Consider the following 20,351-nt stretch of genomic DNA (forward strand, 5'->3'; position numbering starts at 1 on the left):
TCGCTCTTGAAGCCACGAGAACAAAGAAAACAAACCTACCAACAGGAAGGCGTTTTTTGACCGCAGGAGACACAAAGTGAACCAGCAAAATTCTCAGTCATTCGAGACCCTTTCGGACCTTCTGGCAATGCAAAAGGCCCATCAAGCAACGCATGGCGCGCCAAGCGCGGCCGAGCGAAAGGATCGCCTGACTCGTCTGATCGATCTTATGGTGGACAATCAGGATGCCATCGTCGACGCAATCTCGGCGGATTTCGGCAACCGTTCGCGCCACGAGACCCTCGCAGCGGACATTGTCGGCACTCTGAAAGAGATCAAGTACGCGCGCAAAAACCTCGATCGCTGGATGCGGCCCGAAAAGGCAAAGCCCGAGTTTCCGCTGGGACTGTTTGGTGCCCGCGCTCGTATCCAGTATCAACCACTGGGCGTGATCGGGATCGTCAGCCCGTGGAACTTTCCCATCATCCTGTCCGTCGGTCCAATGGCCGAAGCCATAGCCGCCGGCAACTCGGTAATGATGAAACCGTCAGAGTTCACGCCACGCACCTCCGAGCTGATGAAAACGCTGCTCGAAGCCAAATTCGCGCCACATGAGGTAACCGTCTCGACTGGCGGGGTCGAGGTCGGGCAAGCCTTCACCAGCTTGCCGTTCGACCACCTTCTGTTCACCGGTGCCACCAGCATCGCCCCTCACATTCTACACGCTACTGCTGACAATATGGTTCCGACGACACTGGAACTGGGGGGGAAGAACCCGGCCATTGTCGCTCCAAGCGCCGACATGGATCTGGCCGTTACCCGGATCGCGGCAGGCAAGATTTTTAACGCCGGTCAGGTTTGCCTTGCGCCAGATTATGTGTTCGTCCCGCGTGCCAAAATGGAAGATTTTTCCACCGCATTGGCCAACAAGATCGCGGAGTACTTTCCGACGCTTTCAGGCAATCCGGACGTTACTCATATTGTGACCGACCATCAGTTCGATCGCCTCAAGGGTTTGGTAGAACAGGCGCGATCCGCCGGCGCGCGTATTGTTGAGGTCAATCCCGCGAACGAAGACTTTTCGACCTCGAACGAGAAAATTCTGCCACCGACCCTGGTGATCGATGCGGATCCGGATCTTGAGCTGATGCAGAACGAAATCTTCGGACCGATCCTGGCAATCCTACCCTATGACTCTTTGGACGATGCGATTGCCTACGCCAATGCCCGCCAACGCCCACTGGCGGCCTATGTGTTCGCCAAGGACAAGGCCGAGCAGGAAAAAGTCATGGATAACACCATCTCGGGCGGGGCCACGGTGAATGATATGATCATGCACATGACCCAGATGTCCCTGCCTTTCGGCGGTGTCGGCGCCAGTGGAATGGGGTCGTACCACGGCGAGCACGGTTTCAAGCGCTTCAGCCATGCGAAGGCGGTCTACAAGCAGATCAACATGGACGGGTTCTTCAAAGCCGTGCGGCCGCCTTATAGCGACAAGTTCTTCAAAACGATGGGCCCGTTCCTGAAGAAGTAAAACAGTAAAAAAGGGAGCTCTTTTGAGCTCCCTTTTTTTGGGTAGTGCGGCAGCTCAGACCTCAAGCCATTCCTGACGTATGGCTGCGTTTTCCTTAAGCTCTTGAGGCGTGCCCTCGTACACCATGTGGCCGTGACCCATGACATAAACCCGGTTCGTCACCCGAAGGGTAATTGTAAGCTTTTGCTCGACCAACAGGATGGATACGCCACGCTCGGCGATCTGCAGCAACAAATCGCCGACCTGTTCGACGATCTTGGGGGCCAGACCCTCGGTTGGTTCGTCGATCATGATGAAATCCGGATCGCCCATCAGCGCCCGACAGATCGTCAGCATCTGCTTTTCGCCACCTGACGTGACCGAGGCATCCACGTCTGCGCGATTGCGTAGGTTGGGGAACATCTCGAACATATCCTCCATACACCAACGCCCGTCGCCGTCCTTTTGACCGGGTTTCAGACCCAGCATCAGGTTCTGCCGCGTCGTAAGACCCGGAAAGATGTCCCGGTTTTCAGGCACATAGCCGATCCCGGATTTGGCAATCTCAAAGCTCTTGCGGCCAGCAATTTCCTTGCCCCGGAACTGGATCGAGCCATGCGGCGCGACCTCACCCATGATAGCCTTGCAGGTGGTGGATCGACCCACACCGTTGCGACCCAGCAGCGAGACAATCTCACCTTCGCCTACCTCGAGGTTTACGCCCTGAAGGATGTGGCTTTTGCCATAGTAAGCGTGCAAGTCGGTGACCTGAAGCATCACACCGCCTCCTCTTCCAAACTTGCGCCCAAATAGGCTTCTTTCACTATTGCTGATGCCCGCACAACGTCCGGCGTACTGGATTCGATCACTTCGCCGAAAATAAGGACCGAGATCTTGTCGGCGAGGTCAAAAATCACACCCATGTCGTGTTCGACGATCAACAGCGTCTTATCCTCGGTCACCTTACGGATCAGATCGACGATCAGATCGGTTTCCGAATGACTCATCCCGGCGCAGGGTTCGTCCAGTAAAATGATATCTGCTCCACCTGCGATCGTGATCCCGATCTCAAGCGCGCGCTGCTCGGCATAGGCCAACGTACCCGCCAGTTCATTGCGGCGTTGCGTCAGGTTGATCTGCGCCAGGATTTCTTCGGCTTTTTCAGTTACGTCCTGCTGCCGCCCAATCATGTGCCAGAACGAGTATCGATAACCCATTGTCCATAACAAACCACAGCGAATGTTCTCGAACACGGTCATGTTGGGAAAGATGTTAGTGATCTGGAACGACCGGCTCAGACCGCGTCGATTGATCTCGAACGGCTTCATACCAGTGACGTCTTCACCATACAGGAACACGCCACCCGAGGTCGGCGCGAAACGTCCGGTGATCAGGTTGAACAAGGTCGATTTCCCAGCCCCGTTCGGCCCGATGACTGCGTGGCGTTCACCCTTAGCAATCTGCAGGTTCACTCCCTGGATGATCTTGGCCAGGCCAAAGCTCTTCTCAAGGTTTTTAAGCTCGATGGCGGGAACGCTCATACCCGGGCCTCCGCGTGGTTCGCATTGTCCCAAGCCGCGCGGATTTCCGGCGGCACGCGGGATACAAGGAAGAGTGAGACAGCTGCGATCACTGCTGCCATGACAAGCGCATGGTAGCCGCTGCTGTCAAACGAGATACCATACAACACCATCTCATGATCACCTCCGTAGCCATGACGTTTGTGGAACAGGATTTCCAGGATGGCGGCCAACGACAGAGTGCTTGTGACCGCCGGGATCGCGACCTTGAGATACGGTTTGACCAGAAGGTTCAGTTTGCCCAACGCAAGCGGCCGGCGATGCATGGCGATCAATCCGGCAAAGCCCGACGGAAAGAACATCACGCAGCCCACGAAAAGGATGCCCAGATAGAGCGCCCAAAGTTCGGTATGCAGACCCAGAACCGTTTGCAACAGGGTGAACACAATGGCTCCGATGATTGGCCCCACAAAGAAACCAGCCCCTCCGATGAAAGTGACCAGCAGGATCGACCCCGATGTCGCGAGATTCAGGTTTTCTTCGGTCAGGATTTCAAAGTTGATCGCGAATAACGATCCGGCGACACCTGCAAAAAAGCCCGAGGCACAGAAGGAAATCCAACGCACATTACGCTGGGAATAGCCCAGAAACTCCGCCCGCTCTTCGTTGTCACGGACCGCGTTGGCAATCCGACCAATCGGCGTACGCGAAAACAGTTACATCAGCAGAGTGACCAGCAGCAGCCAAAAGACAGTCAGGTAATAGACTTCTTGTTGCGACAAGAATTCATAGCCGAAAACCGGCGGCCCCATTGTACGGTCGCCCGAGATCCCCTCTTCGCCGCCAAAGAACACGACAATGATAACGGAACAGGCTGCGATCAACTCACCGACTCCCAGTGAGATCATTGCGAATACGGTCCCCGCCCGGCGGGTCGAGAAACTGCCGATGATGAAAGCAAACACCAAGCCAAACAGTCCGCCGACGATCGGCAGCAGCGGCAGGGGCAGCCACAAGCCGTCCTCGACCATATTCATGACGTGCATGGCGAAGAACCCGCCTAGCCCCATGTAGAACGCGTGGCCGAATGACAGCATCCCGCCCTGACCCAGAAGCATATTGTAGCTAAGCGCAAAAACGATGGTGATCGCCATCTGGTTCATGATCGTTAGCGCCGAACTGGTTTGGAAAACAAACGGCAGGCAGAGCAGAAACAGAACGGCAAACGCCCAGGGCATCGTGTTGGACAGCGACACCAGCCGGGTTGTGCCCGCGGTCAAAGGTGTCTTGCTTGCAATACTCATGATTCACGGTTCCCCATAAGACCCTGCGGGCGCAGGACAAGCACGATGATCATCAACAGATATGGCAGGATCGGGCCCAATTGCGGCAGTGTCAGCGTCCAAAGATCCTGCAGCGGGTGATCCCAGATGAGCTCGGGTTTGGTAAAGCCGATGGCGGTCAGCACCTGCTCGGCCGTCACGTCATAAGCGGTTGCGAAGGTCTGCATCCAACCAATGATCAACGAGGCGACAAGCGCGCCCCAAAGCGACCCAAGCCCGCCGATCACAATGGTCACGAACACGATTGAACCCAATTGCACGGCCATACCAGGGAAAACCCCAAGGACCGGACCCGCGATCACACCGGCCAGACCAGCCATCGCAGTGCCGACACCAAAGACACACATAAAGACCAGCGGGACATTGTGACCAAGGTTCTGAACGGTCTCAGGATAACTGAGCGCCGCTTGGATGGTCATGCCGATGCGGGTCTTGGTAAGGATGTACAGCAGCGTCAGGAAAATCCCCATGGCTACGGCGATCATGAAAACCTTGTAGGCCGGGAAGGCGTTGCCAGCGATCGAAAACGCCGCGAAATCAAGCGCTGCGGGTTCTGAGAACGGCAATTGGCTTTTGCCCCCAAAAAAAACTGAATTGTCTCTTCAATCAACAGCGCCAGGCCAAAGGTGAAAATCAGTTCGGGAACGTGGCCGTATTTATGGACCCGCCTCAGCCCGTATCGTTCGATCAAGGCTCCGATAAACCCAACGATCAGCGGCGCAATGATCAGGCCCGCCCAGAATCCTGTGACCAGACTGATCTGATAGGCGAAGTAAGCGCCCAGCATATAAAAACTGGCATGGGCAAAATTCAGAACGCCCATCATGGAAAAGATCAGTGTCAGACCGCTGCACAGCATGAAAAGCAGCAATCCGGTGACGAACCCATCCATCACGTTCACGAGGAACAGCGCCATTGTTGTCTCCCTGCATTGATAGAGTGGTGGCCTTGCGGGCCATCTGTTGCCAGAAGGCCCGCAAGTTTTGTCAAAGGGTTAGGGGCGCTTCATTTCGCATGATGTGGCCGAGTCCTTGGACGCCATCTCAACGATCGTTTCGGCATTCATACCGCGACCCGATTTGTCATACTGGAACGCGACGTCCGGCGTCTGGCCCTGAACGGTCACCGTTTGGATCGCTTGGTGGTCGCTTTCACGCATGAACGTTTTACCGGTGAGAATGCCGTCGTGCTCCATCCCTTCAAGCGCGTATGCAATCGCCTTGATGTCCGTGGCATTGCCAACTTCGTTGATTGCCGCAGCCAGCATCGGCGCGACATTTGCCATCTGAGGTTGCCCGAGGTCCAGATCCGGGAAGTTTTCGTAGAAAGACTCGATAAACACCTGCGCGTCCGGCGACGGCGCCGGGTTCACTTGCCCTGCACCAACCAACTTGACGATGCCGTCGCCTTCTTCACCGAAGGCCGCCGTGATACCCGAGGTTGCGCCACAATAAGTGTAGATCGGCTTATCGAAGCCGGCCCCCATAACAGCCTTACCCAGACCAACCATGTCGCCGCCCCAGTTGCCGGTGATCACAGCATCAGCGCCCGAGCCAACGATCTTACGAGCATAAGGCGTGAAGTCTTTGACCTTTCCGATCGGGTGCAACTCGTTGCCGACGATTTTGATATCAGGGCGTTTTTCTTTCAGGAAACGTTCAGCAGCGGCTGCGACGGCTTTAGCAAAGGAATAATCCTGCCCGATTACGTAGACCTTTTTGATGTCAGGATTGGCAGCGATATCGTCAGTCAGCGCGTCCATCTTAGTGTCCGAGTTGGCGTCAAACCGGAAGTGCCAGAACTGGCATTTGTCATTCGTCAAAGCCGGATCAACGGCCGAGTGGTTGAGGAAGATGACCGGGTCATCCGGGTTACGCCGGTTGTGCTTGGCAATGGCCTCGGTCAATGCGCTGGCCACGCCGGATGACGCACCCTGTGCGATGATGCGGATACCCTGATCCATGGCGACCTGCAGCTGGATCAACGACTCTTTGGCACTGATCTTGTTGTCGAAGGGCACCATTTCAAACTCTGCCTGTCCCTCCAGCAGCGCGCCGGGCTCGTTCACCAGTTCGTTGACCGTGTGGCGATAAATGGCCAACCCCTGCGTGCCGGTCGTCGCGAACGGACCTGAGAGCGGGTCAATAAATACGATTCGCACCTTTTCTTGTGCCGCTGCCGCCCCTGCGATCAAGCCAGCAGCAAGCGTGGTCGTCATCATAAAGTTCAGTTTTTTCATATCTTCCTCCCTATTGACACCAGGCGGTGGGTTTCAGCCTGCCAATCGATCTACATCAAGGTGAGTGATCGCTCACTATACTCATAGGCGTTTGTTAGTGTGTCAACGAATTACTTCAAATTCAGAAAACTTCTGCGCGACTGTGAAAACAATCCCGGCAATGCGATGAAAATTTTCCCAAATGACTCAGCCATCGGACCAAAAACCAAAATTTATTTAGAAAAATAAAAGGAAAACCCGAAGCTCAGGCACCAGACGTCCGAACCCTCTACTCCGCCAGACCCACATCGAAGTGCGCTAAAACAAATCGTTGACATTTTTTTTGGTCGCGTAATACCATTAGTGTACTAACGAGAAATTTCTCCGTAGGAATAGACACTTTGCGGTATCTAACGCCCAGCACGCTCGACGATGCATTTAAATTGCTGACCACCCATGATCTGGCGATTGTCGCTGGCGGCACAGATTTTTTCCCATCCAGACAAAGTCATGAGCTATGCATAGACATTCTGGACATCACCCGTATCGTCGGACTTTCGGGAATCGGATTCACTGAAAACCGCTGGAAGATCGGGGCAGCGACTAGCTGGACCGATATCGCACGGGCGGATTTGCCCTGTGCCTTTCGAGGCCTGCAAATGGCCGCCCTCGAAGTGGGCAGCCTGCAAATTCAGAACAGCGGCACGATTGCAGGCAACCTTTGCAACGCGTCACCGGCCGCTGACGGCGTGCCCCCCCTTCTGACGCTCGAAGCCTCAGTCGAACTCGGGTCTGCGCGCGGTTTCCGTGAGGTTCCACTGTCGGACTTTATCACAGGCGTGCGGCAGACACTGGTCGCAAGCGACGAGATCGTAACCGCAATCTACCTGCCTGCACCACCGGACGGGGCCATCGGGCATTTCGAAAAGCTGGGCGCGCGCCGGCATCTGGCCATTTCCATAACAATGACAGCGGCCATCATCGATCTCGATGCTCGGGGCCGCATCTCCTGCGCGCGGATTGCGGCGGGAGCAGCCTCGGCCGTAGCGCAACGCTTGGAAGCTCTGGAAAAAGACCTGATCGGGCAAAACCCGAAAACCGTTGAAGTCTTGCCCCGTCATTTGGCACCGCTCAGCCCGATTGATGATGTACGCGGCGACGCGGATTTCCGGCTTGAGGCCGTTGCAGAACAATGCCTGCGGGCAATCAAAGAGGCGGGCCAACGTCATGGATAAGCGCGCGGACGAAATCACGACACAGTTCACGTTGAACGGGCATCCAGTCAGCGCTGTTCCACGCACTGGCGAACGCCTATCCGAGATGCTGCGCGAAAGGCTGGACACCCGCGACGTCAAGATCGGCTGTAATGCGGGCGATTGCGGTGCCTGTACTGTTTTGCTTGATGGCGCTCCGGTCTGTGCGTGCCTTGTGCCTGCGCAACAGGCTGCGGGACGGTCCGTGGAAACGGTTGCCGGGCTAACACGTGACGATCAAATCGCCCAAAATCTGGCCGACAGCTTTCAGAACCACGGCGCGGCGCAATGTGGGATCTGCACACCCGGCATGATGACCGCTGCGGTCGCGCTACTGCGTGAAACGCCTCAGCCTGACACAGAGCAGGTTCAGGACGCCCTTGGCGGAGTTTTGTGTCGCTGCACCGGGTATCGCAAGATCATCGACGCTGTCGTTGCTGCTGGAGCGGCCACTCAACCCGTTGCAACAACTGGCCACGCCGGCGAGGCCATCTGGCGCGTCGACGGGATCGACAAGGTGACTGGGGCGGAACAGTTTGGCGACGACGTGGCCCCTTCGGGTACTTTGGAAGTTTTTGTCATTCGATCACCCTATCATCGCGCCGGTTTCACCTTTGGCGATCTGGACGCGTGGGCGCAGAGCACAGCAGGTATCGAGGCCGTCCTGACTGCAAAGGATATTCCCGGCAGGAACATTTTTGGCGTCATTCCGGACTTCGCGGATCAACCGGTGTTTGCAGAAGTCGAGACCCGGTTCCGGGGTGAGGCAGTTGCCGCAATCGTAGCCTCGCCAGAATTTGTTGCGACCTTTGATCCGTCGAACTTCCCGGTCACTTGGGACGAACGCCCTGCTGCACTGGAAACTCATGAAGCCCTGAAGCCCCAAGCGGCGCAACTGCACCCTGACCGCGAAAACAACGTAATGTGCGGCGGCTTTGTGACCTGTGGCGCTCCAGAAAGCGCGTTGTCCAGCGCGGATGTCGTTGTTGAAGGCCACTTCCGCTCAGGGTTTGTCGAACACGGCTATATCGAGCCCGAAGCGGGCTTTGCTGAGATCGTCGATGGCCGGGTCGAAGTTCATGCCTGCACGCAGGCCCCCGTGATGGATCTGGACGCGCTTGAGATCATACTTGGAATGTCGCGCGACCAAATCCGCATTGTGCCAACCGGTGTCGGCGGCGGCTTTGGGTCGAAACTGGATGTGTCCGTTCAGCCTTTTCTGGCGTTGGCCACGCTCAAGACAGGCAAGCCTGTTCGACTGACCTATTCACGAACAGAGTCGATGCAATCGACCACCAAACGCCACCCCTCGGACCTGCGGGTTAAGATAGGGGCAAACAAAGACGGCACGATCAGCGGAATGACCTTTGACGGGCTGTTCAACACGGGCGCATACGCGAGTTGGGGTCCGACAGTGGCCAATCGAGTGCCGGTTCATGCCTCGGGGCCGTACAGAATTGCCGATTATCGCGCTGAGGCCAAAGGCATCCATACGCATTGCCCACCGTCCGGCGCATTCCGCGGTTTTGGTGTCCCGCAATCAGCCATCGCTCAGGAAAGCCTATTCGACGAACTGGCCGACCAACTGGATATCGACCCGCTGGATTTCCGCATCCGAAACGCCTTGGAAAACGGCGTACCTACGGTTTGCGGTCAGGTCTTTGACCAAGGCGTCGGCATTCGTGCCTGTCTCGAGGCGCTTCGCACTGCATGGGTCGAGGAAAACGAAGCAGCCAACGCCTTCAACGCTCACAGCGATGCATTGAAACGCGGCGTCGGGTTGGCGGCAGGTTGGTATGGGTGCGGCAACACTTCTCTGCCCAATCCATCGACCATTAAGTCTGGCATCAAGGCAGACGGGACATTGGTGCTGCACCAGGGCGCGATGGATATTGGCCAAGGTGCCAATACGGTCATCACGCAAATTTTCGCCACCGCGCTTGGCATTCCGGTTGGTCAGGTCGAACGGATCGGGGCCGATACGGATGTAACGCCAGACGCAGGAAAAACCTCGGCCTCGCGGCAAACCTATGTGTCGGGCAGTGCAGCGCGTCTGTCGGGAGAGGCGCTGCGGGCGCAGATTCTGGCCCGCGTGAATGCCGGACCAGAGGCGGTGATATCGCTGAAAGCCGGTGCATTGGAGGTGAACGATCAGGGTCAGCCTCATGTTATCGATCTGGCCGCGCTGGAACCCGACGTCGAAGGCTATGTCCTGCGCGCCGAGGAAACCTATGACCCGCCGACAAAACCGCTGGATGAAAACGGCCAGGGTATCCCATACTCGCAGTTCGGATATGCCGCGCATCTGGCGGTGGTCGAGGTGGATACAAAGCTCGGCACGGTGAAACCGATCAAATTCGTGGCCGCCCATGACGTCGGCAAGGCGATTAACCCGATGCTTGTCGAGGGTCAGGTACAGGGTGGCATCGCGCAAGGCCTCGGTATGGCGTTGATGGAGGAGTACCTGCCCGGCCGCACCGAAAACCTGCATGATTACCTGATCCCAACCATTGGCGACATCCCTCCGATCGAAACCATCATCATCGAGGAAGCGGATGCCCACGGCCCTTATGGCGCGAAAGGTCTGGGAGAACATGTGCTGATCCCAACCGCTCCGGCTCTTTTTAACGCAATCAAACGCGCCTGCGGCGTCCGGTTGACCCAAGGTCCCGCGACGCCTGCCAAGCTGCGCGCGGCAATCAAGGAACAAACAGATGCCAACTGAACGCACAACATCGGAGAAGATCCGCTGCGACGCCTGCCCGGTGATGTGCTACATCGCGGATGGCAAAGCCGGGGCCTGTGACCGCTATGCCAATCACGGGGGTGATCTGGTACGGCTGGACCCGCTGACCATTATCGAAAACGCACAAGACGGGCAGCTTGTTCCGTTTATGAAAGATGGCAAAGATCCCGAAGACTGGGACGGTGACATCGTGCAGGGCGCACGCCCATTCGTCACCGCGGTCGGCGCGGGGACGACCTATCCAGACTACAAACCCGCGCCGTTCATTGTCAGTCAGGACATCGAAGGCGTGGACATGGTCACCGTCGTGACCGAGGGGATATTCTCGTATTGCGGCGTCAAGGTGAAGATCGACACAGACCGCCATATCGGCCACGAACGCGATGTGGTCCGCGTGGATGGTGAGCCGGTCGGGCATGTGATGACATCCGAATACGGCTCGAAAATGTTGTCGCTGGGTGGTGTCGAACACCTGACCGGCGGCACCAAGAAAGAGGGCCGCGTGACTTGTGACGCCCTCTTGCGCCTGTGCAATCGCGAGGCCGTCGAGATGGTGATCGGCGATGACGGGCACGAGACGACCGTCATCGTACAAGCGGGCAAAGCACCGATTATCAACGGGGTCGAGGAAAAGCTGATGCGGGTGGGCTGTGGGTCGGCCACGATCGGTATGTTTGCCAAGCAATGGGTCGACCATGTGGACGACGTAGTCGTTGTAGACGACCACATCACCGGCGTTCTGTCCGAACACCAGGCGGGCAAGATGCTGGATGTCGAACCTACAGGGATCAAGATCAACGGGCGGCGATCCACGCCCGGACGTTACTTTCAGGTGGCCGAACCCGGCACCGGTTGGGGCGGTACGAACATCGAAGACCCCCTCAAAATTCTGGGCGATTTCAACCCGAGATTCGCGCGCGAAGGCCTGAGTTTGCTCATGGTTTCGACCACGGGCGAGCAGTATGGCTATTTCGAACTGGACGCTGACTTAAAACCGCAACCGGCCGCGATACCTGCAGCGCTCAAGGTGTCGGCCGAACTGATTGCAGAAAACTGCGAACCTTCCGTCTGTTCGGTCCTGTTCATGGGCGGTGCCGGCGGCAGCCTGCGGGCGGGTGTGACCGAAAACCCGGTTCGGCTGACGAAATCTGTCAAGGACTCGCTGACTTTCGTGTCTTGCGGTGGAGCCGAGGCCTATGTCTGGCCCGGAGGCGGCATTACCGTGATGGTGGACGTTATGGACATGCCGACGGGCTCTTTCGGATACGTGCCCACCCCGGCGCTGGTCGCCCCCATCGAGTTCACAATGCGCGTCAGCGATTATGACACCTTGGGTGGGCATATGGATGAGATCAAGCCGGTCTCTGACGTCGTCTCTGACGAGACGCGCAAAGTGGATCAGTTCGAGAACCAGCCAAACCCCATGGCATCCGCCAATTACCGCTGGGCAAAAGGAGCGTAACGTCCCTTGCATCCCACTTCCGCCATATCGCCTTGTGGTCGCAGGCTGCACCTGCAACACGGCCCCATCGACCTGATCGTCGAGGCGGAAGGCGCGAGAGAGATCGCTTTTGAGGCCGCACTGGCCCGGTTCCAGACCATCCTGCAGGGTTTGGTCGACGAGCTCCCACTGCTAAAAACACCCATGACGCCAGACAGCCCGCACCCGCAGGGGTCGGTGGCGCTGCGCATGGATGGGGCCGTCCGCCTGCATTCGGACGTATTCGTAACCCGTATGGCCGCAGTTGCAGGGGCAGTTGCTGACGAAGTTCTGGCGGCAATGGTACAGGCCACGCCGCTGGACCGCGCTTCGGTCAACAACGGGGGCGATATTGCCTTGCACCTGGGGCCGGGTCAGACCTTCCGCATTGCTATGAGTGGTCTCGACGGGCGTGATCTTGGCCGCATCGTCATTTCCGCCGCGGACGGGATCGGCGGCATCGCAACTTCGGGTCGAGGCGGGCGCAGCCTGAGCCTTGGTATCGCCGACAGCGTCACTGTATTGGCAAAAACAGCAGCGATGGCCGATGTTGCCGCAACGCTGATTGCAAACGCGGTTGATCTGCCGGGCCATACCGCAATCCGACGCCGACCTGCCCACGACCTGCGCGATGACAGTGATCTGGGCGCGTTGCTTGTACCCGTTTCAATCGGCCCACTCTCGGTCGAGGATACCAATCTGGCCCTGTCACGGGGCCTGAATACCGCCAAACAGATGCAAGCGAGAGGGCTAATCACCGCCGCCCATCTGTCGCTTGGTTCTCAATCCTGCCAGACGGGTGCCGCCCGGCTGGTGACCTCTTCTACTCAAAAGGTTTCTGAATATGCCTGATGTTCAACTGCGAAAAAAGCTGTTTTCGCTAGAAGAAATTTATCACGAGGGCGGGCCGGTCTCTGATAAGCCCCTACAGCGTGTCGCAGCGCTTGCAGTGATCGCAAACCCGTTTGCTGGCCGGTACGAACCTGAAATTCAGGGCTTTATGGACGACCTCAAACCGCTGGGGCTGGAACTTGCGCAGACCCTGATCGACATGCTGGGCGGGCCTGAGAACGTCGAAGGCTATGGTAAGGGCTCTTTGGTCGGCGAAGGCGGCGAGCTTGAGCATGGTGCCCTGTGGCACGCGCCCGGCGGTTACGCGATGCGGCAGTTGCTGGGCACGGCCAACGCGATTGTGCCGTCGTCCAAGAAGGTCGGCGGCGTAGGAGCGCGGCTGGACGTACCGATCACGCATATCAATGCTTCGTACGTGCGCAGCCATTTCGACAGTATGGAAGTTGGTTGCAATGACGCTCCGCGCGCGGGCGAGTTGGCATTTGCATTGGTCATGACAAGCGGACCGCGGGTGCATTCCCGGTCTGGCGGGCTTGAGGCCTGGGACATCAAAGGAGAGGACGGTCTACGATGACAAAAATCCGCAAAATTGCCGTCAATGTCGAAGAAACACATATCGAAGCGGGCCGGGAAATCTCGCCCGCGACCCGCAAGGCCGTCGCCGTTGCGGTGATCGAGAACCCATTTGCCGGGCAATATGTCGAAGACCTGACGCCGTTGATGGACACCGGCGCTGAACTGGGGGCCTTGCTGGGACGCCGCTGTGTCGAGGCTTTGGGGATTACGCCTGAACAGGCCGAAAGTTACGGCAAGTCCGCAATGGTCGGCGAAAATGGCGAGCTGGAGCATGCCGCCGCCATCCTGCACCCCAAACTTGGTGCCCCCTTGCGCAAAGAGGTCGAGAAGGGATCTGCCCTGGTGCCGTCGTCAAAGAAAATGGGAAGCCCCGGTCAGGTTCTGGACGTGCCACTCGGCCACAAGGATGCCGCATATGTGCGCAGCCATTTTGATGGGATTGAAGTGCAGTTGAACGACGCCCCCCGCGCGAACGAAATCATGGTTGCTGTTGCGGTCACGGACAGCGGCAGACCCTTGCCGCGTGTCGGCGGTTTGACCACCAATGAGGCAGAAGGCAAGGACGGGCTGCGCTGAATGAGAAAGGTGCGCTCTTTTGGGCTGACAATACTTTAAGAAGCCGGGATAACTGGCCGTGAAAAATGATCATCGGGAGGAATTTGAAATGAATCTGATCAGACGCACGGTTCTCGGTGCGCTTGCAGCGTTGCCTCTGGCCGGAATTTCGGCAGGGGCCAGCTTTGCCCAAGACACAATCGTGCTGGGCGAAGTAAACAGCTACACCCGCCTGCCCGCCTTCACAGAGCCTTACAAGAAAGGCTGGCAACTGGCCGTTGAACAGATCAATGCGGCTGGTGGGATCGATGGCAAACAGCTTGAGGTGATCAGCCGCGACGATACCGGCGATCCTGCTACAGCCATTCGGATCGCCGAAGAGCTGGTGTCAAAAGACGGTGCCGTTCTGATCTTTGGCACTTTCCTGTCCAATATCGGCTTGGCGGTTTCGGACTTCGCCAAGCAGAAAGAGGTTCTGTTCCTCGCGTCGGAACCCCTGTCCGACGCTATCGTCTGGTCCAAGGGCAACAAGTACACCTATCGCCTGCGCCCCTCGACCCATATGCAAGCCGCGATGCTCGCTGAACAAGCGGCCAAACTGGACGCGGTCAAATGGGCCACAGTCGCCCCGAACTACGCGTATGGTCAGGACGCTGTGAAGGCGTTCAAATCCGAGCTGACCAAACTGCGCCCGGATGTGGAGTTCGTTGAAGAGCAATGGCCGCCGGTTTTCAAAATCGACGCAGGTTCAACCGTTCGCGCGCTTGAGGCTGCGAAGCCCGACGCGATCTATAACGTGACGTTCGGCGGTGATCTGGCGAAATTCGTCCGCGAGGGCTCGCTACGCTTCCTGTTTGAAGACCGCGATGTGGTGTCTCTGCTGACAGGAGAGCCCGAGTATCTGGACCCGCTGGGTGCTGAAGCACCCGAGGGCTGGATCGTGACCGGCTATCCATCGACAGATATCGAAACGGATGAGCACAAGGCCTTTGCCGACGCCTATATCGAAAAATTCGGCGAAGCGCCCAAGACTGGTTCCATTGTGGGCTATAACTCGATCCTCGCCATTGCCGCTGCCTTGGAAAAGGCAGGCTCCACAGACACGGATGCTCTGCTGGCGGCCATGGAAGGATTGGCTATCGACAGCAGCCCAACCGGGCCGTTCACCTTCCGCGCGGCGGATCATCAGTCCACGATGGGCGCTTATGTCGGCAAAACCGGCATGGTCGAGGGCAAGCCCGTGATGGTGGACTGGGCCTATGCCGATGGTGCGGACTATCTGCCCAGCGAAGACGAGGCTGCAGCCTTGCGTCCGGCGGAATAAGCCGATCCGGCGGGGCAGTTCATGCCCCGCCGCCTAAAACGAACAAGGGACGGTGGCCCGATGGGGTTCTATTTTGCACAGCTTCTGACCGGACTGGCGAATGCGTCTTCGCTTTTTCTGATTGCCTCTGGGCTTTCGATCATCTTCGGCGTTACGCGGATCGTGAATTTTGCCCACGGTTCGTTCTATATGGTGGGTGCGTACCTCGCCTATACGCTTGTCACGCTTTGGAGCGGCAGTATCTTCGGATTCTGGTTCAGCGTCATTCTGGCCGCCGCCATCGTCGGGCTGATCGGTCTTGCGATCGAACTGACCATCCTGCGCCGTATTTATCACGCACCCGAACTGTTCCAACTGGTCGCCACGTTTGGCGTCGTTCTGATCTTTCAGGATGCGACGCTGGCCATCTGGGGGGCCGAAGACCTTCTGGGACCACGTGCACCGGGGCTGGATAGCGCTGTTCGCATCATGGGCGAACCGATCCCGGAGTATGACCTCGCCCTGATCGCCATTGGCCCGGTCGTTTTGTTGGCCATCTGGTTGCTGTTTCACAAAACACGCTGGGGCGTTCTGGTCCGCGCCGCGACCCAGGACCGCGAAATGGTCGGAGCCCTTGGCGTCAATCAGGCCTGGCTGTTCTCAGCGGCTTTTGTGCTGGGCTCCTTCCTGGCCGGTCTGGGCGGCGCGCTGCAAATCCCGCGTGAGGCGGTATCGTTGCAGATGGACTTGTCGATCATTGGCGAGGCTTTCGTGGTCGTCGTGATCGGCGGCATGGGCAGTGTATCCGGCGCGTTTGTTGCCGCCGTCTTAATCTCAGTCCTGAACGCCTTCGCCATCTTGATCTTCCCTCAGATCTCGATCGTTCTGCCCTTCATCATCATGGCCATTGTCCTGATCTTCCGCCCGCACGGCCTGTTTGGCAAACCCGGCAGCGAAAAAGGCGCGCCGGAAGAGCCCGAGCAACCACTGGCGCTCATGGATCAGAAATCTGCCATGGTTCTGATGGCAGCGCTTCTGGTTCTGGCGCTCAGCCCTCTGTTCACCGCCGACTTCACCTCGGTACTGATGGTCGATGTGATGGTTGCGACCCTGTTTGCGGTGTCCCTGCACTTTATGATGGGGGTCGGCGGGATGGTCAGCTTTGGCCATGCCGCCTATTTCGGCGTCGGGGCCTATGGCGCTGCGATGGCGGTCAAACTTCTTGGGCTAGGAATGATTTCAGCGATGATTTTTGGCCCGATCTGCGCTGCCCTTGCCGCGCTATTCTTCGGCTGGTTCTGCGTGCGATTGTCAGGTGTTTATCTGGCCATGCTGACACTTGCGGCGGCCCAAATCCTGTGGGGCGTCACCTTCCAGTGGCAGGAATTCACCGGCGGTGATGACGGCATCCTTGGCGTCTGGCCAGCCAAATGGGCCAGCGCGGACAAGGTCTATTTCTACATCGCCTTCGTGCTTTGCATCGGTGGCATCTGGGCTTTGCGCCGGGTCGCGTTCTCTCCGTTCGGGTATATTCTGCGCGGCGTCCGCGACAGCCAAACCCGGGCCGAGGCCATCGGCATCGACACGCGGTTTCATCAATGGATGGGCTTTGTGCTGGCGGGTGGGTTTGCCGGACTGGCAGGCGTCGTTTTCGCCTTTTCCAAAGGCAGCGTCTTTCCCGACAGCCTCAGCATCGCGCTCAGCATTGATGGCCTGATCATGGTTCTGCTGGGCGGGATCCACGCGCTGGCCGGGCCAATACTGGGCGCCGGGGCATTTGTTTTGATCGAAGACTGGGTCACGCGGCTGGACTATTGGCGCTTTATCTTCGGAGCCATCATTCTGGTCGTCGTGCTGCTGGCACCTGATGGAATCGCGGGCGGCGTGCAGCGTCTGTTGCGTGTGCTGAAAGGAAGCCGGGCATGACCAATGTTCTTGAGGTGCGGAACCTGTCCAAATCCTTTGGCGGTGTACAAGCGGTCAAAGATGTAAACTTCGATCTCAAGGAAGGAGAGTTTCTGGCACTCATCGGGCCCAACGGCGCGGGCAAGACAACGTGTTTCAACATGCTGAACGGGTATCTGAAACCCAATTCAGGCTCGGTTTCGCTGCGTGGGCAAGCTTTGATCGGGCAGCCCCCCCGCAAGATCTGGCGCATGGGGGTAGGTCGCACGTTCCAGATTACTGCGACATTCCTCTCGATGACCGTTGTCGAAAACGTCCAGATGGCCCTGATCTCGCACCACCGGCGGGTGTTTGACCTGTTCTCGCGAGCAACCCGTTTGTACGTGGACGAGGCGATGGCGTTGCTGGAATTGGTATCGATGCAGGACCAGGCGAACCGGGCATGTTCCGAGCTTGCCTACGGGGACCTCAAACGATTGGAGCTTGCAATCGCGCTAGCCCACGAACCCGCCCTGCTTTTGATGGACGAACCGACCGCTGGAATGGCCCCGTCAGAACGGCTTGCCCTGATGGCCCTTACAGCAGAAATCGTGGCCAAAGGCGGGGTCAGCGTCGTGTTCACCGAACACGATATGGACGTGGTATTCGCACATGCACACCGCATTCTGGTCCTCAACCGGGGTGAGTTGATCGCCGAAGGAACAGGGTCGGAAATCCGCACAAACCCACTGGTCCAGGAGGTCTATCTGGGCGGTGGCACAGTCTTTGAAGCGGAGAGCGCCCATGCTTAATGTTCAAAATCTTGGGGCCTGGTATGGGCGCGCGCAAATCCTCAACGGCATCTCGCTGAGTGTGGGTGAAAACGAGGTGGTTGCCCTGATGGGTCGAAACGGTGCTGGGAAATCGACCACCATGAAGTCCATCATGGGGTTGGTGCGCCATATCGACGGCACCATCCGCTATGCTGATCGTGATATTCAGGGCAATGCGCCCCATGTGATATGCCGCGCTGGCATGGGTTACGTCCCGGAAGACCGCCGGATTTTCGGCGACCTGACCATCGAGGAAAACCTTGAAGTCGGGCGGCGTGCACCGCGCCCCGATGCCCCTGAATGGACACAAGAGCATCTGTTCGAACTGTTCCCCAACTTGGCCGAGCGACGCAAGAACCTGGGCAAGCAACTGTCCGGCGGGGAACAGCAGATGCTGACCATCGCGCGGACACTGATGGGCAATCCAAAGCTGGTCCTGCTGGATGAACCTTCAGAAGGGATCGCGCCCGTGATTGTCGAGCAAATGGCCCGTGTCATAGCCGAACTAAAACGCGAAGGGCTGTCGGTTTTGATCAGCGAACAGAATCTTCACTTTGCGCGGATCGTGTCGGATCGTGCCTATATCATCGAAAAAGGTGAGATGCGGTTCGAAGGCAGTTTTGCGGACCTTGATGACAACCCCGAGATTTCAAACACTTATCTAGCGGTTTGACGGGTTGGTCTTGTGGGAGGCGCGCCTTTGTTTATTATAATACGAACAATTAAATCAGGCAGGACGATTCATGACGGAGTCCATTGAGAGCTACGCGCTGGACGAGCAGGTCGGCTATCTTTTGCGACTGGCAAACCAGCGCCATGCGTCGATCTTCCAATCGCATACGCTTGAGGGACTGACACCCACACAATTCGCCGCGTTGATCCGCATCGCCGAACTGGGCAAATGCTCGCAAAACCGGCTGGGACGGCTGGCCGCGATGGATGTGGCGACAATCAAAGGGGTTGTTGATCGGCTTCGTCAAAAAGGGCTGACCGTGGTAGAACCGGACCCGGATGATAAGCGTCGCACACTGATCTCTCTGTCCCCCGAAGGCGAAGCTTTGGTGAGCCAAATGAAGGACGTGGGCCAGAAGATCACTAACGAAACGCTCAAACCCCTGACAGCTGCGGAACAACGCAATCTGATCCGCATCCTGCGCAAAATCTCATGAGCGAACCGGCCGTTTGGCCGATGCTTTATCCAAGCTCAACGCGGACCTCGAAAACCGTATCGGTGTGCGCAGACCCGGTACGCCTTCAGGGGCGATCTGCATGCCCCGATGCTGAATCTGCGGATCGCTAAGCGCCTCTTGAACCGAGTTGATGGGACCACCGGGAACGCCGTTCTGTTCCAAGGCTGCCAACAGATCCGCTTTGGACCATTTCTTACAGGCCTGTATCAGCGCCTCTGTCAATTCAGCGCGATTGGCTACGCGATCCGCATTTGAGCTGTAGCGCGATTCGTCAATCAACTCGGTCAAACCCAGAATCCGGCATAGGCTGGCATATTGGCGGTCGTTGCCACAGGCGATGATGATATGACCGTCGGCGACTGGGAACACCTGATATGGCACTATATTAGGATGTGCATTGCCCAGACGCGTCGGGCATTGGCCTGAGGCAAGGTAGTTCATCGCCTGATTGGCCAGAACGCCGGTCATACAGTCCAGCAAGCTCAGATCAACGTGTTGGCCCAGGCCCGAACGTTCACGCTCAGCCAATGCTGCCTGAATGCCGATTACCCCGTAGAGGCCGGTGAAAATGTCTGCAAAGGCGACACCGATCTTTTGCGGCTCACCCTGCGGGTCCCCGGTCAGGTCCATTATCCCGCTCATGCCCTGAATCAGAAAGTCATATCCTGCGCGATGCGCGTAGGGACCATCCTGCCCAAAGCCCGTGACCGAGGCATAAACCAACCCGGGATTGATCTCTTTGACGCTGTCATAGTCCAAACCAAACTTTTTCAACCCGCCGACTTTGAAGTTCTCAATCAGCACATCTGCATCACGTATCAGGTCCAACAGCTTGGCTCGGTCGCCCTCCTCCCGGAAGTCCAGAGCTATGCTGTCCTTGCCCCGGTTAGCGGCATGGAAGTAAGCGGCGGTTTTGTCTCCGTCACGCTCAATGAACGGAGGACCCCATTTGCGAGTGTCATCGCCTTCGGGGCTTTCGACCTTAAGCACATTTGCGCCAAGGTCGGCCAATGTCTGCCCGATCCATGGCCCGGCCAGAATGCGGGCCAGTTCGATCACTTTCAAACCTTGCAAAGGTGCGCTCATGGGCTGAACCTCTCAAA

Annotated in this window: 18 protein-coding genes and 1 pseudogene; 12 read left to right on the plus strand and 7 right to left on the minus strand. The window is 57.6% G+C overall.

Annotated elements, in window-relative coordinates; all coding sequences use genetic code 11:
- Positions 1-76: 76 nt before the first annotated feature.
- Entirely contained in the window at positions 77-1,516 is a 1,440-nt protein-coding gene (locus GOV53_RS06585; RefSeq protein WP_217361237.1) for a coniferyl aldehyde dehydrogenase, read from the plus strand.
- 54 nt (positions 1,517-1,570) lie between these two features.
- On the opposite strand, the gene GOV53_RS06590 is transcribed toward GOV53_RS06585, so the two are convergent.
- From GOV53_RS06590 to GOV53_RS06610, 6 genes and pseudogenes are all read right to left on the minus strand, one after another.
- Positions 1,571-2,272 (minus strand): ABC transporter ATP-binding protein, encoded by a 702-nt coding sequence (locus tag GOV53_RS06590; RefSeq protein WP_170464840.1) that lies wholly within the window; start codon positions 2,270-2,272, stop codon positions 1,571-1,573.
- The gene (locus GOV53_RS06595) at positions 2,272-3,036 is read right to left on the minus strand and encodes an ABC transporter ATP-binding protein (protein ID WP_170464841.1); all 765 of its coding nucleotides are present in this window, start codon (positions 3,034-3,036) and stop codon (positions 2,272-2,274) included. Before GOV53_RS06595 ends, GOV53_RS06590 begins: the two co-directional genes overlap by 1 nt.
- Positions 3,033-4,319: pseudogene (locus GOV53_RS06600) on the minus strand (branched-chain amino acid ABC transporter permease). Before GOV53_RS06600 ends, GOV53_RS06595 begins: the two are co-directional and overlap by 4 nt.
- Entirely contained in the window at positions 4,316-4,924 is a 609-nt protein-coding gene (locus GOV53_RS21270; RefSeq protein WP_254439199.1) for a branched-chain amino acid ABC transporter permease, read from the minus strand. The pseudogene GOV53_RS06600 and the gene GOV53_RS21270 overlap by 4 nt, the downstream one beginning before the upstream one ends.
- On the minus strand, positions 4,840-5,274 hold the full coding sequence (locus GOV53_RS21275; RefSeq protein WP_254439200.1) for a branched-chain amino acid ABC transporter permease: 435 nt from the start codon (positions 5,272-5,274) through the stop codon (positions 4,840-4,842). The genes GOV53_RS21270 and GOV53_RS21275 overlap by 85 nt, the downstream gene beginning before the upstream one ends.
- Positions 5,275-5,352: 78 nt before the next feature.
- Positions 5,353-6,597, minus strand: a complete 1,245-nt coding sequence (locus GOV53_RS06610; protein ID WP_170464842.1) for an ABC transporter substrate-binding protein — start codon at positions 6,595-6,597, stop codon at positions 5,353-5,355.
- A 380-nt stretch (positions 6,598-6,977) separates the two neighbouring features.
- Here GOV53_RS06610 and GOV53_RS06615 point away from each other — a divergent pair, with 380 nt between their 5' ends.
- The 11 genes from GOV53_RS06615 to GOV53_RS06665 all read left to right on the plus strand — a co-directional run bounded on the left by GOV53_RS06615 (position 6,978) and on the right by GOV53_RS06665 (position 19,227).
- Entirely contained in the window at positions 6,978-7,811 is an 834-nt protein-coding gene (locus tag GOV53_RS06615) for an FAD binding domain-containing protein (RefSeq protein WP_170464843.1), read from the plus strand.
- A complete protein-coding gene (locus GOV53_RS06620) occupies positions 7,804-10,554 on the plus strand; it encodes a molybdopterin-dependent oxidoreductase (protein WP_170464844.1) in 2,751 nt (916 codons plus the stop codon). The genes GOV53_RS06615 and GOV53_RS06620 overlap by 8 nt, the downstream gene beginning before the upstream one ends.
- Positions 10,544-12,037, plus strand: a complete 1,494-nt coding sequence (locus GOV53_RS06625; RefSeq protein ID WP_170464845.1) for a 6-hydroxynicotinate reductase — start codon at positions 10,544-10,546, stop codon at positions 12,035-12,037. Before GOV53_RS06620 ends, GOV53_RS06625 begins: the two co-directional genes overlap by 11 nt.
- 6 nt (positions 12,038-12,043) lie before the next feature.
- Complete coding sequence (locus tag GOV53_RS06630; RefSeq protein ID WP_170464846.1) at positions 12,044-12,907, plus strand: UPF0280 family protein; 864 nt, start codon at positions 12,044-12,046, stop codon at positions 12,905-12,907.
- Entirely contained in the window at positions 12,900-13,481 is a 582-nt protein-coding gene (locus GOV53_RS06635; RefSeq protein WP_170423712.1) for an amino acid synthesis family protein, read from the plus strand. Before GOV53_RS06630 ends, GOV53_RS06635 begins: the two co-directional genes overlap by 8 nt.
- Complete coding sequence (locus GOV53_RS06640) at positions 13,478-14,059, plus strand: amino acid synthesis family protein (RefSeq protein WP_170464847.1); 582 nt, start codon at positions 13,478-13,480, stop codon at positions 14,057-14,059. The genes GOV53_RS06635 and GOV53_RS06640 overlap by 4 nt, the downstream gene beginning before the upstream one ends.
- Before the next feature lie 88 nt (positions 14,060-14,147).
- Complete coding sequence (locus tag GOV53_RS06645) at positions 14,148-15,362, plus strand: ABC transporter substrate-binding protein (protein WP_170464848.1); 1,215 nt, start codon at positions 14,148-14,150, stop codon at positions 15,360-15,362.
- A gap of 21 nt (positions 15,363-15,383) precedes the next feature.
- Entirely contained in the window at positions 15,384-17,267 is a 1,884-nt protein-coding gene (locus GOV53_RS06650; protein WP_367648759.1) for an ABC transporter permease, read from the plus strand.
- On the plus strand, positions 17,264-18,037 hold the full coding sequence (locus GOV53_RS06655) for an ABC transporter ATP-binding protein (RefSeq protein WP_170464849.1): 774 nt from the start codon (positions 17,264-17,266) through the stop codon (positions 18,035-18,037). The genes GOV53_RS06650 and GOV53_RS06655 overlap by 4 nt, the downstream gene beginning before the upstream one ends.
- A complete protein-coding gene (locus GOV53_RS06660) occupies positions 18,030-18,731 on the plus strand; it encodes an ABC transporter ATP-binding protein (protein WP_170464850.1) in 702 nt (233 codons plus the stop codon). The genes GOV53_RS06655 and GOV53_RS06660 overlap by 8 nt, the downstream gene beginning before the upstream one ends.
- Before the next feature lie 70 nt (positions 18,732-18,801).
- Entirely contained in the window at positions 18,802-19,227 is a 426-nt protein-coding gene (locus GOV53_RS06665; protein WP_170464851.1) for a MarR family winged helix-turn-helix transcriptional regulator, read from the plus strand.
- On the opposite strand, the gene GOV53_RS06670 is transcribed toward GOV53_RS06665, so the two are convergent.
- Positions 19,222-20,334 carry a CaiB/BaiF CoA transferase family protein gene (locus GOV53_RS06670; RefSeq protein ID WP_170464852.1) on the minus strand — a complete coding sequence of 371 codons (1,113 nt, stop codon included), beginning with the start codon at positions 20,332-20,334 and terminating at the stop codon, positions 19,222-19,224. The two genes, GOV53_RS06665 and GOV53_RS06670, sit on opposite strands and share 6 nt — an antisense overlap.
- Between the last annotated feature and the right edge of the window lie 17 nt (positions 20,335-20,351).

It is taken from the genome of Ruegeria arenilitoris (assembly GCF_013035315.1).
Lineage (GTDB): Bacteria > Pseudomonadota > Alphaproteobacteria > Rhodobacterales > Rhodobacteraceae > Ruegeria > Ruegeria arenilitoris_D.